A 14,020-nucleotide genomic window follows, 5' to 3' on the forward strand; every position below is an offset into this window, starting at 1 on the left:
GGCGTGGCGAAATTGGTAGACGCACTGGATTTAGGTTCCAGCGCCGCAAGGTGTAAGAGTTCGAGTCTCTTCGCCCCCACCAAATTTAAAAAGCAAGGTTACCTTGCTTTTTTTATGGTTAAGTCTTTTAGGCTTTAATCATACGGTTATAGAGGATTGGTGTAATGGTAGCATGACGGTCTCCAAAACCGTTCGTCAAGGTTCGAGTCCTTGATCCTCTGCCAAATCTGAAAAGGACTTTTTATAAAGTCCTTTTTTTATGTCTGTTATTTTCTCAGTTGTATATTAAAAAAGCATTAGGTTTCATAGACATGTTTTTTTTATAAAAAAGGCTTGTCATGAGCAAAGTTTCTCTCTAATATACACACCCATCGGGGGCGTGGCGAAATTGGTAGACGCACTGGATTTAGGTTCCAGCGCCGCAAGGTGTAAGAGTTCGAGTCTCTTCGCCCCCACCAAATTTAAAAGAGCAAGGCCATCTTGCTTTTTTTATGGTTAAGCCTGTTAGGCAATAACCATGCCGTTATAGAGGATTGGTGTAATGGTAGCATGACGGTCTCCAAAACCGTTCGTCAAGGTTCGAGTCCTTGATCCTCTGCCAAATAAATAAAAAAGCCCTTGTGAAAACAAGGGCTTTTTTATTTGTCTGTGATATGTCCTTATCTCATCTCTCTTTTAAAAAGCGTATTATCTTTTATAAATCTTGCATCCAAATTGAAATGCAGGCGATTCGATCAGTACTGGCAGCAGATTTTGTGGATTTGAAAAATTTAAAATGACGATTTTCCACTGAACAGAATGGATAGGTAAAAGACTTTATTTTTATTACTATTGTAATTATTTATTCACTATAGTAAATTAAATTCATGGTGGATGATTCATTCTAGAGGAATTTTTTGCCCAGTTTTTAAGTTAATGTGAAGAGATATAAAATGTTAGACATTCGTATGTCATGTCCGGATGAGGGCGTTAAGGTGGTTGCAATCTGGAAAAGTTCGGTCGATGCAACTCACCAGTTTCTTAAGCCTGAAGATCGTCTTGAAATTGAAAAAGAGGTGATCAGCTTTTTTTCGGAGACACCGGTATGGGTTGCTGTAAATCCGGATGATCAACCGCTGGGCTTTATGTTCTTGCATGAAGGGCATATGGAAGCATTATTCATTGATGCCACAGCCCGTGGACAAGGCGTTGGAAAGTTTTTGGTAACCCATGCTTTAACCTTATATCCTAATCTCACCAGTGATGTGAATGAGCAGAACCAGCAGGCGGTTGGCTTTTATCAACATCTCGGATTTCAGGTAACAGGACGCTCAGCACTTGATAGTCAAGGCCGAGCCTATCCATTATTACATCTTGCGATTAAACCCAAGGCTTAATGCTATTTTTATTAAATTATTGATATTGGATTAGCTGAATGGGGGGAAAGCTGGTTTTGACCATTCGTTACTAACTTTGTTTCTGGCCAAAACTCACCATATAAACACAAGGTTGTTGATTATCAGGATTGGTTAATTGGCAATCTGCTGGTTGAGTGAGTGCGATGCAATCTCCTGTTTCCAGGTGAAAGCGTTGTGTATCAACTTGAATATCAAGTTGTCCACTTACTACCCAAATGGTTTGACCATTCAGGTGCTGGTATGCGCTTGCAGGAATGCTGAATTGTCCTGCCGGTGGGACTTCGACTTTAATCATTTCTGGATTTGCGCCTGCGGGCGAGATTGACCAGCGGGTAAGTCCCAATTGTGTATCTGTCCAATAGTGTTGTTGCGATTTTTTAGAGACCAATACATGTGTATTTTGGCTGAGTTCAGCTTCTGCAAATAATTTGGATAGGGTAATCCCGAGCGCACTGGCCAAGCGGCTGAGAATGGCTGCACTGGGACTGGACGCTCCGCGCTCAACCTTGCTGATCATGGCTTGGCTGACACCTGAATATTGCGCTAATTCAGCAACCGTCCATCCCTTACTTTTTCTTTGCTTCAGCAGTAAACGAGCGATTTCAGTATCAAGTATTTGACTGTCAGCTTTTTCAACCATCATATGAACCTTTAATTTCTGATCGGCATATTATGCGATAGAAATGAGTTGGATGTAGTATGCAATCCCGATATTAATGCTCTTGATCGAAATTTTTAGTTAATCGATTTGATGTTGTTTCGCTCAGGATCTTTGGTATGGCTTTCTAATCATAAAAATTTTCACATTGTCACTGTCAATGAATAAATTGCTAAAAAACAGCTCATTTTTTGCTTAATTTTAAATTTTGTATGGCAATTAGTTTTTGAATAATAGAGTAAGCAACCTGAATATACCTGGCGTCATGCTATTTGCATTTGGTTTCAGGTTGATGAAAGTGGTCAAAAAAAGACTTGCATAATGAAAGTCAGCTCAGCCGAAAATTGGTCTGGCTAGGGAAAATTTAATAATTAAGGAATAAGAAATGTTGCTATTGTGCATGGTTCAGCAAGGACAGCGTCATTGGGATGAGGTGATTCATGAAGATCATCAAGATCGTTCTCAAAATAAGGACCCAATCGCATGATGATTATCCGTTATATTGAGCAGAAAGATATTCATGATCTTTACCACTTAGCACAAAAAGCAGGCTTTGGTTTAACCTCCTTACAGCCTGATATGGAAATGCTGGCTGCCCGTATTGATCGGGCCGTAAAAACGGTACAGGGCAAATTAGATAAATCGGAGCAGGGATATTTATTTGTACTGGAAGATACCGAACTGGATAAAGTGGTCGGTGTTTGTGGTATTGAGGTGGCACTTGGTTTAAAAGAGCCTTGGTATAATTTTCATGTCGGGACACAAGTTCATTCCTCCGAGCCTTTGAATGTGTATAAGGCACTTCCAACCTTGTATCTCAGTAATAATCATACCAACTGTAGTGAGCTGTGTACTTTATTCCTCGATCCTGATTATCGCTTAAATAAAAATGGCAAATTTCTGTCCAAAGTCCGTTTTTTATTTCTGTCCGCCTTTAGACAATATTTTGAAGAAACCATTGTTGCCGAAATGCGTGGTTTTTCGGATGAAAATGGTCGTTCACCATTTTGGGATGCAGTCGGTCATAGATTCTTTGATATGGACTTTACCAAAGCGGATTATCTTAGTGGGACTGGCAAAAAGGCATTTATTGCAGAATTAATGCCACGCCATCCGCTTTATGTCGATATGCTGCCTGATGAGGCCAAAGCCGTGATTGGTACCGTACATCCGAATACTGTTCCTGCATATAACCTCCTGATTGAAGAGGGGCTGCGTTATAAGGGTTATGTCGATATCTTTGATGGGGGTGCAACCTTACAGGCTGATATCGAAAATTTAAGGGCGATTAAAGACAGTCATGTGGGGCAGGTACAGATTGAGCCATCTGATGCGGTTTCGGGAGATGATGAGCCGTATATCGTTGCCAATGATGATTATGACAATTATCGCGCAATCCTGATTTATAACCCTCCACATCATGAGCTGGTGAAATTGACCGAAGAGCAAGCCCGTCAGTTGCATGTCAAAAATAGTGACTCGGTTCGGGTATTAAATATCAATGTTCATCATAAGCATTAAAGAATGACTTTTCGCATGCTGCAGCATCTTTAAGCGTGAATTTTATTTGATTTATATTGCATTTTTTATGAGCTTAATCTGTAGAGGTGAAATTTTAAGTTCTAGGCAGTAAAGGCTTATAACGATTTTTTACATAAAAAACCTCCTTATAATTAAATATATTTCACGTTTAATTGCTTGTAAATTGAGCAGGAAGATGTGCGTTCACCTTCAAGTGACAAGGGAATAGGATATGATGCTTGCGCCTAAAGGACTTTTGGCGAATAACGATAGATTTTAGTGCATTGATAACACATACATGGAAAAGGATGATTGGTGAGGTGAGTACGACTTAATACATTCATTTTAAAATAATTTTATTGAACGAAATGGAATTTTTATATTAAAGCAGTTTAAAAATATTATATTTTTATCAAGTGCTTATAACGGTTGTTGTAAGTTGGAGTAAGGATTACATGAGTCAAAATAAAGAAAAGCAACTTCAGGATGAAGACCTGCCCGAGAACCCGCAGGATGAGGAAAAGTTACAGCGTTCTTTGACCAATCGGCATATTCAGATGATTGCGATTGGTGGTGCAATTGGTACCGGTTTATTTATGGGTTCTGGCAAAACCTTAAGTGTTTCGGGTACTTCCATTGTTTTAACTTATTTAATTATCGGTTTTTTCTTTTTCTTTGTGATGCGGGCAATGGGTGAACTGTTGCTGGCCAATACCAATTTTAAAACCTTTGCCGATTTTGCAACCGCATATATCGGTCCTTGGGCTGGCTTTTTCCTGGGCTGGTCTTATTGGGGCAACTGGATTATTACCGCCATTGCAGATGTGATCGTGATTGGGGGGTATATGCAGTTCTGGTACCCCGATGTACCGGTCTGGATTCCTGCATTTACTTCGCTAGCGATTTTGACGATTTTGAACTTTGTCGCGGTTCGAATGTTTGGTGAACTGGAGTTCTGGTTCTCTCTCATTAAGGTCTCTGCCATTATCCTGTTTATCCTTGCAGGGATATATCTGATTAGTACAGGCTTTACTTCTCCAAGTGGCGTCAAAGCGTCGATGAGTCATGTATTTGAAACTGAATCGATGTTTCCGTATGGCCTTACCGGCTTTTTGGCTGGCTTCCAGATCGCAATCTTCGCGTTTGTCGGGATTGAGCTGGTCGGCACCACAGCTGCTGAAACCAAAGATCCGCATAAATCACTACCTAAAGCCATTAACTCTATTCCGTTTCGTATCCTGTTGTTTTATGTCGGCGCATTGGTCTGTATTATTGCGGTCACTTCTTGGGCAAAAATTTCACCAGAAAAAAGTCCATTTGTTGAGATGTTCTCTTTGATTGGCTTACCGATCGCGGCGGGTCTGGTCAATTTTGTGGTGGCAACTTCGGCACTTTCTTCTGCCAATAGCGGTATTTTTGCGACCAGTCGTATGCTCTATGGTTTGTCTCTGGACAATGATGCGCCTAAAAGCTTTAGTAAGTTATCGAAAAGAAAAGTGCCGATTCGCGGTTTGGTTTTCTCTATGGCTTGCGTCACCATCGGTACTTCAATTTTATTTATTGTGCCGAATGTCATGACAGCGTTTACCATCATTTCAGCGCTGACTTCGATCTTATGTGTCTTTACCTTTATACTGATTATTCTTTCTTATATTTGCTATCGTAAGAAGTTTCCTGAGTTGCATCAGCAATCTAACTTTAAAATGCCGGGTGGCCTGTTTATGGCTTGGTTTACCATGTCATTTTTAGTGTTTACCATCGTTATTCTGGCCTTGGATCATGATACCTTGATCGCCTTGGCAGTTTCACCCATCTGGTTTTTGGGCCTGTTTATTGCCTATCGTCGTAAAAAGAAAAAGATGCTGGAGCTGGACCTGCTAAAAGCCAGACCTATGGACTATGTGTAAGCAGGATTGCGCAGTTACGATAAAATCTGACCCAGTTTAAAAATAAAAAGCAGAGCCGAGGCTCTGCTTTTTATGGCATCCGTTTTTAGATTTTGCTGATCAAGTCGTTGATCTGTTTTGCTTGTTCAGCCGCATTACCTGTGTAGGTTGCAGGCGTAAGCTCAGCTAGACGAGTACGCTCATCTTCTGGAACTTGAGCAAGTTCGTCACCTTTCACGAAGTTGACCATCATGTCACGTGTCATGGCCTGACCACGAGTCAGGGCTTTTAATTTCTCGTATGGCTTTTCAACGTTATAGCGGCGCATCACGGTTTGAATCGGTTCTGCAAGAACTTCTTGTGCCTGGTCTAAATCTTCATTTAAACGTGCAGCATTGAGTTCAAGTTTACCTACACCTTTTAAGCAAGCATCAAAAGCAATCAAGCTTTGTGCAAAACCAACCCCCATATTACGTAATACGGTTGAGTCGGTTAAGTCACGCTGCCAGCGAGAAACAGGAAGCTTTTCACCAAGGTGGCCTAATACTGCATTGGCAATACCCAAGTTACCTTCAGAGTTTTCAAAGTCAATTGGGTTGACTTTATGCGGCATGGTTGAAGAACCTACTTCGCCATCTTTTAACTTTTGTTTGAAGTAACCAAGAGAGATATAACCCCAAACGTCACGGTTAAAGTCGATCAGAATCGTATTAAAGCGACGTAATGCATCAAACAATTCAGCCATGTAGTCATGTGGCTCGATTTGCGTGGTGTATGGGTTAAATGCCAAGCCTAAAGACTCAACAAATGCTTGTGCATGCGCAGCCCAGTCAATTTCAGGATAAGCAGAGAGGTGAGCGTTGTAGTTACCGACTGCACCATTGATTTTGCCAAGTAACTCAACATTTTCAAATTGCTTGATTTGACGTGCTAAACGGTAAGCAACGTTTGCCATTTCTTTACCCAATGTAGTTGGGCTTGCTGTTTGACCGTGTGTACGAGACAACATTGGTTGTTCAGCATGGGTGGTTGCCAAAGCCGAGATTGAAGTAAGAAGCTGCTTCATGCTTGCCACGAGAACTTCACGACCATTTTTCAGCATTAATGCATGAGACAGGTTATTGATGTCTTCTGATGTGCACGCAAAGTGAATAAACTCGCCTGCATTTTTTAATTCATCAATGTTGGCAATTTTTTCTTTAAGGAAGTATTCAACTGCTTTTACATCATGGTTAGTGGTGCGTTCGATTTCTTTAATGCGGTTTGCATCTTCTTCAGAGAAGTTGCTAACAATCGCATCGAGCGCGGCATTGGTTTCATTTGAAAATGGCGCAACTTCGATGATTTCTGCACGATTCGCAAGTGCTTGTAACCAACGCACTTCAACCGTGACACGAGCGTGGATTAAACCAAACTCAGACAAAAAAGGGCGTAGGGCATCGCATTTGCTAGCGTAACGTCCATCAAGTGGCGAGAGTGCGGTTAAAGCATTCATACAGATTCCTTAATTTTGGAATAAACATAAAAATAAAATCGTTGGCATATCGGCTATACCACCTGATACTGCAAACGAGCGAGAGCTTGAATATCTTGCAATAACTTGCGTTTACTAAAGATCATACTCCATGAGCTGCCGCCGGACTGTTTCCATAAATGGGCCAGCTGTAAGCCTGTAAACAGGCAAGCGCGAATACGGTTAGTATGATTAATATCTTTAAAGGCTTCCGCATTACCACGGACTAAAATGCGCGGATTAATTTGGCCCGCAGTTTCAACATAGGTTTGTGCGAGATTGGCAATAATGCTGGGATGCAAATAGTTATTATCAAAAAAGGAGAGTTGTTTTAGGATTTTCTGTTGAGCTGTTTCAATGATTTTAACGTATTCAGGATTGCCGTAGACTTTCTTTTCCAGCTGCAATAAGGCCATTGCATAGGACATTGGCAGTTTAGCTGTCGACATTTTGGGAACACGGGATTTGGGTGCCGTATTAAAGGGCTGGGTAATGCAGCCTTCCAGTGTTTTTAAGCCAAGGGAAATATCGGCCAGCTGATTAAAGAAATCGAGGGTTTGCGTGGCATTATTGGCCGTCGGGCGAATATTCAGACTGGCCTTGATGAGCAGTTCGAAATAAAAGTTACCACTATCGCCAATACTTTGCTGTCCAGCCATCGCCGTCATATGCGTCAGCTGGGTTGCCTGAAAGACCGCTGCCAATGCCAAAGCACGGTTTTGTCTGACATTCAACGCTTGCGTGTGCTGAAAGGGTAACTCGACCATGCTTCGCTTCCAATTTCCTTAAATAAAATCCGGTTCAGGTGCATTGGTATGGTGAATCACACCACCGCCTAAGCAAACCTCTCCTGAGTAGAACACCACACTTTGCCCTGGTGTTACAGCGCGTTGCGGTTCATCAAATTCAACACGCACACCATTTTCAGTGTGTTCATCGCGATAAATTGTACATGCCTGATCAGGTTGACGATAACGGGTTTTTGCTGTGCAACGGAAACCTGTACTCGGGATGTCCTGTTCGCCAGCCACCCAGTCAATCGTTTCGCTCCAAAGCTGTGTACTTTGCATCAACGGATGTTCATGTCCTTGTCCAATCACCAGTCGGTTATTGGCAATATCTTTATGGAGTACGAACCATGCACCTTCTTGTACACCTTTCATCCCACCGATACCGATACCACCACGTTGACCCAGCGTATAGTACATCAAGCCATGATGTTCACCAACTTCTTTACCTGATTCCAAAACAATTTTTCCGGCTTGCGCAGGTAAATACTGCTTTAAGAAATCGGTAAAACGACGTTCGCCAATAAAACAAATACCTGTTGAGTCTTTTTTCTTGGCAGTCGCGAGATCCAGTTGTTCTGCGATACGACGAACTTCCGGTTTTTCGATTTCGCCAACAGGGAATAGCGTCTTGTTAATTTCACGACCATGCACTGCATGTAAGAAATAGGTCTGGTCTTTATTGTTATCGACACCACGGAGTAAGGGGGCGTAAGTTTCGCCACGAGAGTTTTGCATGCTTGCGCCACGACGCGCATAGTGACCTGTTGCAATGAAATCTGCACCTAGGGTCATGGCATGGTCGAGGAACGCGCGGAATTTAATTTCTTTATTACACAGAATATCCGGATTGGGGGTACGACCTGCAGCATATTCAGCCAGAAAGTGCTCAAAGACACGATCCCAATATTCCATGGCAAAGTTGGCCGTATGTAATTTGATGCCGATTTTATCTGCAACGGCCTGAGCATCTGCCAGATCTTCAAGTGCTGTGCAGTATTCCGTACCATCATCTTCTTCCCAGTTTTTCATGAAAAGACCTTCAACCTGATATCCTTGTTGAAGTAATAGTGCGGCAGAAACAGAGGAATCTACACCACCAGACATACCGACGATGACACGTTGTTGCATCTAATTAAGCGTCCAAATGAGAAGTTAATGAGGGAGAAAAAGGGTGCTCATAAATAAGCGATAAGGGATATTTCTTGCCAGCAAGGGCATCTTCAACAGCTTTTAAAACCAGTGGACTGCGCGCACGTGCTGATTCTTGTAGCTCATCCAGATTCATCCAGACGGCAGCAACAATACCTGTATCCAGTTGCGCATTTTCTTCAACTGACGTCACATGCGCCAGGAAACAAAAACGGTAGTAGGTGCGATCTGGAAACATCGGTGGGGTATAGGTATAGATCCCAAGCAGGTGATCGATTTCGACGTGATGACCTGTTTCTTCTAAGGTCTCACGGATCGCTGCCTGCACAATGGTTTCATCACATTCAACATGACCTGCAGGTTGATTAAACACGGTATGTACAAAGCCTTCGCTGTGTTCTTCAACAAACAGAAAACGTCCGTCTTTTTCGACTACAGTGGCGACTGTGACATGAGGTGTCCAAGCGGTCATAGAAAGCACCATGGTTTTAAAAAATGTATTCTACAAAATTTGAGAGTTTTTGGCTATGGTGGCTGAATCATAGATTGAGCCACTCACTACTTTTATTTTTGTTTAAGTTTACTATTGATAAATTTTTGTAGTTCTTTTGCTGATTGGCATGCTGGATCATCCTCTCCATATTTACAACTGTAATTAAGAGCATTTAAAGCTTTTTTATAGTTAGGTTCAGTATTTTCCTCAGAAATTAATTGGTCTGCAAACATGGTACATCCCCAAGGGTCGCGCCAGTCGCAGGTTTTCTCAAATGTTGAAAAAATACACTTTTTTTGTTCAGCGGTTAAGTGTTCTGTAAAATTCAACATTCCAGCAGCCCTGTTGGTACAACCAGAGGCAACACCGAGTTCACAACTTCTTTGAAATAATTGTTCGGCTGGAAGTTTATAATTGGCTTCTTGTAATGATAAGGCTGAAAAGTAACACGCAACGGCGTCATTTTTTAAACATAATTGATAACATTTTGATTGATTATCTTCACAAGCATTTGTTGTGCTATCAGAAGTGCTTGGAAATAATGTTTGTATTACAGGAGAGGAGCTGGCTGGGCATTTCTGTAAATTATTTCTAAAAACTTCTTGGTTTTCTATATCGTTTACTATGGAATTGAAAACTGGATTAAGTGATTGAGCGGTAGAAGAGCCATCTAAAATATCTTTTTCGAATGTCGTTTTAGTACAGGCTGATAAAAAAAGACAACTCCATAGAGAACAATATAGAAAGTTTATTTTTTTACTCATAAAAATTCCTGAAGTATTTGATATTCTTAATTCAATAGAAAATATAGCTAATATAGAGTATTTATTAAATAAAAATAGACGGTAATGGTCTTTTTAATAGATGCCTGCGAAGAGACAGAGATATGATTCAAAAGGCATATCAGCCAATTTTAAAAGATCTGATCTCAGTTTTTGCTAGAGAATTCACGATAGAGCTTGATAGCCTTTATGTTTATGGGAGTGTCGCGAAAGGTAATGCGGTCGTCGGTCAATCTGATTTGGATATATGTGTGGTTTTTAAACATAATATTCAGAGTCTGGATCAAAAAATTGCTGAAATTAAACGAAGCCTTATTGTTCGTTATCCATATATTCCAAAGATTGATGTGGATGTTGGTTATTTAAAAGATGTTTTGGATGAGAAAAATAAGAAGCGTTGGGGAGCATGGCTTAAATTTTTTGTACCAATATTCATGGGCGAGATTTAACGCATTTTTTCCAAGAGATAACGATTGACAGAGAGGTCATCCAAGCAATCAATCAGGGCTATAATGAGGAGATACACACATATTTTGAGTTATTGGAAATAAAGGATAAGCCTCAAGCTGAATTACTCAACTTAAAAAAATCTTTAATTAAAAGAATGATTCGCCTGCTGCCTCTAACTATGAGGCATATTGAGGAATGGCCCTTAGCTTTAAATGACACCATCGATCAAACGGTACAGGTCTATCCTCAGCAAAAAGATCGACTGTATTTCTTGTTGCAAGAACTTGATAAACCAACGTTAACTAATGTGATTTCTTTAAATCGCTTAAGGGAGACGTATGTTTGGATCGAAGCTCATTTGTTGTAATTTTTGCTTATTCAGTTACTGGTTGAAATAAATACTCTTTACCTAAGGGTATAAAATTTGACTGTCTTTGGCTACATAGGAAGGCTAGTTCGCTAAAGTGAAAGAAAAATATTTGCTGCCATCCGTGTGTATTTGATGTGTTGAGAATCGAAAAGAAATTGCTTCAAAAAAACAGAATGTGCTAGTGTGTTTTTTGACCGCAAGGTAAAAATAATAATCCCCGCCAAGAAAAGTCATATTTGTGATGGCCTTTCAATAATTTAGAAGTAGAACAGATAATTTATTAGATTGATAGAAAGCACACGGAGTTAAAATATTATGCAGCATATTAAAATTAAACCTGGTGTCCCTTTAGCAGAACAAGCAGAGATTGGTCATAATCGCTGGCATCCAGATATTCCATTTTTAACATCGGTAAAACCAGGCGAAGAAATTCTCATTGAAAGTCTGGATTTTTTAGATGCTCAAATCAAAGATACCGATGATGTTTCTGATGTAAACAATGTTGATCTTACTCGAGCACATCCACTGACAGGACCATTTTATGTTGAAGGCGCTGAGCCAGGCGACTTGCTGGTAATTGATCTTCTCGATATTCAGCCGATTTCAGCCGTAGGTTTTTCTGGTGTTTTTGCGAAAGAAAATGGTGGTGGTTTTTTAGCAGATTATTTTCCTGAAGCGGATAAGGCAATCTGGGATTTAAAGGGATTATTTGCAACGTCACGTCATATCCCAGGTGTTCGTATTGCAGGTTTAAAACATCCGGGTTTGATGGGGACGCTTCCTTCGCATGAGCTGCTCAAAGAATGGAATCGTAGAGAAGCATTATTGGTCGCGAAAGGACAGGCAAATCCACCTGATCCAAGAACAGCTGTGTTACGCGGTGTGACCGGTGCTGAGTTTGACCGGATGGCGGTAGAGGCCGCACGTACAGTGCCCCCACGTGAACATGGAGGGAATACCGATATTAAAGATCTTGCTGCGGGCAGTCGTATTTATTTTCCTGTCTACCAGAAAGGTGCTGGTTTCTCGATGGGTGATCTACATTTCTCACAAGGTGATGGAGAAATCGGATTCTGTGGTGCGATTGAAATGGATGGGGTAACTCGTGTTGGTTTTGATCTGATCAAAGGGGGGATGCAAAAATATAATATTGATTCGCCTATTTTTGTCCCAAGTAATGTCAGACCTAATTATGATCAGTGGTTAACCTTTGAAGGGATTAGTGTTGAAAATGGGGTAAATCATTATCTGGATGCCACTGTTGCCTATCGTCAGGCTTGTTTAAAAGCGATTAAATATCTTGAGAATTTTGGATTCACCGGATCCCAAGCGTATATGTTACTGACTGCTGCACCTGTTGAAGGGCGTATCGGTGGCATTGTGGATATTCCAAACTGTGCATGCACCATTTCTTTGCCAACGTCTATTTTTGAGAAAAATATTTTGCCGCAGGGTGCCTTAAACGAAAACAAGTTCTGGGGACATCGTTAGTTCTAGAGGAGTGTAGAGTTAATCGTTCAATAAGGATTTTAAGATGCCACTATATGACTTTAGATGTGAACATTGTGAAGGGATTTTTGAGAAGAATGTCCCGATGGCCAGTATTGCAAGGGATAACACATCTTGTCCATATTGCCAGAAATCTATGTTATTAAAGCCGATGATTACGGGACATCAAAAGATCTCAGTCAAAAATAAATGGCGACCCTCATCGAGTGCAGAGCAACTTGCAGGCCCTTTGGTTGAAGGACCTGGAACCAGTAAAAAAAGTGCTCGGACTTCAGTGTTGCATAACTGCCGAGGTGTGAATTGTTCTTTATGTGAACTTTGAACCTCTGCACTTTAAAAGTAAGAGATATTGCCATTCTGTACATTTTATTGTACTAGGGTGGCATGCATATAAGCTTGATAATCTGTCTTTAGGGATCGTATTATTCTTCTTGATATTCATCAAGATCTAATCTTTTCCATGCATCACCGATGAAATTTCTTTCAGCAGCTTGATTGTAGTCCAGATCAAACACCTCATTCAGAGTTGGATCTCTTAATACCATTTGTTCCAAAGCAACAAGACGGATATCTTCTTGTTCTTGATCGCCTGTTAAAAATTGCCAGTCACCATCACTATCATGAACAACTCTTAAAATAGGTTGGTTATGTTCTAACCATTGTCTAGTCGTAAAAACGCCTAAATTTTTAGCTTCTCTAAATTTAAAATCAGCATTTCGGTCTAAGAGTGGTTGATCATGGATAAATCTTTCCTCAAACCCATCTTCCCAAGGAAATTTATCATTGCGATCTGTCCAGACTAATTGCAAAGCGGAAAAGTTGTTGTGTTGATAGTAATTAAAAGCAGCACCAAAATAATCTTCAATATTTTTAACATCTACAGGCAAAAATTGAGCACGAGTTTCTTTAAAAATTTGATCGCCATACTCCTGATTGAGAGCAATTGTTTCTCCATTTTTGATCAGATTGGCGACATCATTGATGATGGTATGCGCTAAGTCCGTCGGTAACCCAAAGCATATGATTTCAGGGTGCTGATAGCTTTCATATAAACCAATACTATAACTAAAAGAGGGTAAATAGTCTGTCGCACTAATTCCTATAACTTGCAGTCCGTACTTTTCAATATTGAGCTTAGTTGTATTAATGAGTGCATCAGGAGTAGGGCAATTATGTGGATGATCATGCAGCATAGAAATGATATCCCAAATTTTTATAGTTCTTGATTGAGTTGTTTATAAAATGCATTAGTGACCCAATAATTTTCATCAATCGTAATAATCTTTTTATCTACATACTCAATATCTTTCCCTTCCTTAGTCCACAAAAAAGGGAAAAAAGAAAAACTTTGATCACCTTTTAGTTTGATATGTGCTGAATTAGCAGGAGACTTTCACTTGGGATATGCTAGGCAGCTAACCGATAAAAGTTCTCTGCTATTTGATTTGGCGTTTTAAAATCCAAACTCTTTTGAATTCTTCGCTGATTATAAAATAACACA

At 40.4% G+C, this 14,020-nt stretch carries 12 protein-coding genes, 3 tRNA genes and 1 pseudogene; 9 read left to right on the forward strand and 7 right to left on the reverse strand.

Going from position 1 to position 14,020, the window contains the following annotated elements; all coding sequences use genetic code 11:
* Positions 1-150: 150 nt before the first annotated feature.
* The 4 genes from ACINWC323_RS09775 to ACINWC323_RS09760 all read left to right on the forward strand — a co-directional run bounded on the left by ACINWC323_RS09775 (position 151) and on the right by ACINWC323_RS09760 (position 1,376).
* Positions 151-224, forward strand: a tRNA-Trp gene (locus ACINWC323_RS09775).
* Positions 225-373: 149 nt separating this feature from the next.
* Positions 374-458: transfer RNA gene (locus ACINWC323_RS09770), tRNA-Leu, on the forward strand.
* A 69-nt stretch (positions 459-527) separates the two neighbouring features.
* Positions 528-601 (forward strand) — tRNA-Trp (locus ACINWC323_RS09765).
* Between the two features lie 331 nt (positions 602-932).
* Positions 933-1,376 carry an acetyltransferase gene (locus ACINWC323_RS09760; RefSeq protein WP_009511860.1) on the forward strand — a complete coding sequence of 148 codons (444 nt, stop codon included), beginning with the start codon at positions 933-935 and terminating at the stop codon, positions 1,374-1,376.
* A gap of 70 nt (positions 1,377-1,446) precedes the next feature.
* Here the strand turns inward: ACINWC323_RS09760 and ACINWC323_RS09755 are convergent, their stop codons facing one another.
* Positions 1,447-2,037: a helix-turn-helix domain-containing protein gene (locus tag ACINWC323_RS09755; RefSeq protein ID WP_009511847.1), complete on the reverse strand. Its 591-nt coding sequence runs from the start codon at positions 2,035-2,037 to the stop codon at positions 1,447-1,449.
* A gap of 501 nt (positions 2,038-2,538) precedes the next feature.
* On the opposite strand from ACINWC323_RS09755, the gene astA reads away from it, so the two are divergent.
* Both astA and ACINWC323_RS09745 read left to right on the forward strand, forming a co-directional pair.
* Positions 2,539-3,576, forward strand: a complete 1,038-nt coding sequence (gene astA, locus ACINWC323_RS09750) for an arginine N-succinyltransferase (protein WP_009511854.1) — start codon at positions 2,539-2,541, stop codon at positions 3,574-3,576.
* Between the two features lie 455 nt (positions 3,577-4,031).
* Complete coding sequence (locus tag ACINWC323_RS09745) at positions 4,032-5,483, forward strand: amino acid permease (RefSeq protein ID WP_009511867.1); 1,452 nt, start codon at positions 4,032-4,034, stop codon at positions 5,481-5,483.
* Positions 5,484-5,568: 85 nt separating this feature from the next.
* On the opposite strand, the gene purB is transcribed toward ACINWC323_RS09745, so the two are convergent.
* The 5 genes from purB to ACINWC323_RS09720 form a co-directional block, all read right to left on the reverse strand.
* Entirely contained in the window at positions 5,569-6,957 is a 1,389-nt protein-coding gene (gene purB, locus ACINWC323_RS09740; RefSeq protein ID WP_005287287.1) for an adenylosuccinate lyase, read from the reverse strand.
* Between the two features lie 53 nt (positions 6,958-7,010).
* The gene (gene hflD, locus ACINWC323_RS09735) at positions 7,011-7,742 is read right to left on the reverse strand and encodes a high frequency lysogenization protein HflD (RefSeq protein ID WP_005231407.1); all 732 of its coding nucleotides are present in this window, start codon (positions 7,740-7,742) and stop codon (positions 7,011-7,013) included.
* 18 nt (positions 7,743-7,760) lie between these two features.
* Positions 7,761-8,894, reverse strand: a complete 1,134-nt coding sequence (gene mnmA / locus ACINWC323_RS09730) for a tRNA 2-thiouridine(34) synthase MnmA (protein ID WP_009511865.1) — start codon at positions 8,892-8,894, stop codon at positions 7,761-7,763.
* Between the two features lie 4 nt (positions 8,895-8,898).
* The gene (locus tag ACINWC323_RS09725) at positions 8,899-9,387 is read right to left on the reverse strand and encodes an NUDIX hydrolase (protein ID WP_005231405.1); all 489 of its coding nucleotides are present in this window, start codon (positions 9,385-9,387) and stop codon (positions 8,899-8,901) included.
* Positions 9,388-9,479: 92 nt separating this feature from the next.
* The gene (locus tag ACINWC323_RS09720) at positions 9,480-10,172 is read right to left on the reverse strand and encodes a hypothetical protein (protein ID WP_009511863.1); all 693 of its coding nucleotides are present in this window, start codon (positions 10,170-10,172) and stop codon (positions 9,480-9,482) included.
* A 122-nt stretch (positions 10,173-10,294) separates the two neighbouring features.
* Here ACINWC323_RS09720 and ACINWC323_RS0119015 point away from each other — a divergent pair.
* From ACINWC323_RS0119015 to ACINWC323_RS19750, 3 genes and pseudogenes are all read left to right on the forward strand, one after another.
* Positions 10,295-11,007 (forward strand): annotated as a pseudogene (locus ACINWC323_RS0119015) (nucleotidyltransferase domain-containing protein).
* A 318-nt stretch (positions 11,008-11,325) separates the two neighbouring features.
* A complete protein-coding gene (gene fmdA / locus ACINWC323_RS09715) occupies positions 11,326-12,501 on the forward strand; it encodes a formamidase (protein ID WP_009511861.1) in 1,176 nt (391 codons plus the stop codon).
* A gap of 43 nt (positions 12,502-12,544) precedes the next feature.
* A complete protein-coding gene (locus tag ACINWC323_RS19750) occupies positions 12,545-12,841 on the forward strand; it encodes an FmdB family zinc ribbon protein (protein WP_032881430.1) in 297 nt (98 codons plus the stop codon).
* Between the two features lie 100 nt (positions 12,842-12,941).
* Here the strand turns inward: ACINWC323_RS19750 and ACINWC323_RS09710 are convergent, their stop codons facing one another.
* A complete protein-coding gene (locus tag ACINWC323_RS09710; protein WP_009511856.1) occupies positions 12,942-13,712 on the reverse strand; it encodes a DUF4262 domain-containing protein in 771 nt (256 codons plus the stop codon).
* Positions 13,713-14,020: the final 308 nt, after the last annotated feature.

The sequence above is a fragment of the Acinetobacter sp. WC-323 genome (genome assembly GCF_000314615.1).
GTDB lineage: Bacteria > Pseudomonadota > Gammaproteobacteria > Pseudomonadales > Moraxellaceae > Acinetobacter > Acinetobacter courvalinii.

What these genes read in the sequence shown, in the direction of transcription:
- ACINWC323_RS09760 (WP_009511860.1), top strand. Translation starts at nt 933, where the DNA reads ATGTTAGACATTCGTATGTCATGTCCGGATGAGGGCGTTAAGGTGGTT.
- ACINWC323_RS09755 (WP_009511847.1), bottom strand. Translation starts at nt 2,037, where the DNA reads ATGGTTGAAAAAGCTGACAGTCAAATACTTGATACTGAAATCGCTCGT.
- astA (WP_009511854.1), top strand. Translation starts at nt 2,539, where the DNA reads ATGATGATTATCCGTTATATTGAGCAGAAAGATATTCATGATCTTTAC.
- ACINWC323_RS09745 (WP_009511867.1), top strand. Translation starts at nt 4,032, where the DNA reads ATGAGTCAAAATAAAGAAAAGCAACTTCAGGATGAAGACCTGCCCGAG.
- purB (WP_005287287.1), bottom strand. Translation starts at nt 6,957, where the DNA reads ATGAATGCTTTAACCGCACTCTCGCCACTTGATGGACGTTACGCTAGC.
- hflD (WP_005231407.1), bottom strand. Translation starts at nt 7,742, where the DNA reads ATGGTCGAGTTACCCTTTCAGCACACGCAAGCGTTGAATGTCAGACAA.
- mnmA (WP_009511865.1), bottom strand. Translation starts at nt 8,894, where the DNA reads ATGCAACAACGTGTCATCGTCGGTATGTCTGGTGGTGTAGATTCCTCT.
- ACINWC323_RS09725 (WP_005231405.1), bottom strand. Translation starts at nt 9,387, where the DNA reads ATGACCGCTTGGACACCTCATGTCACAGTCGCCACTGTAGTCGAAAAA.
- ACINWC323_RS09720 (WP_009511863.1), bottom strand. Translation starts at nt 10,172, where the DNA reads ATGAGTAAAAAAATAAACTTTCTATATTGTTCTCTATGGAGTTGTCTT.
- fmdA (WP_009511861.1), top strand. Translation starts at nt 11,326, where the DNA reads ATGCAGCATATTAAAATTAAACCTGGTGTCCCTTTAGCAGAACAAGCA.
- ACINWC323_RS19750 (WP_032881430.1), top strand. Translation starts at nt 12,545, where the DNA reads ATGCCACTATATGACTTTAGATGTGAACATTGTGAAGGGATTTTTGAG.
- ACINWC323_RS09710 (WP_009511856.1), bottom strand. Translation starts at nt 13,712, where the DNA reads ATGCTGCATGATCATCCACATAATTGCCCTACTCCTGATGCACTCATT.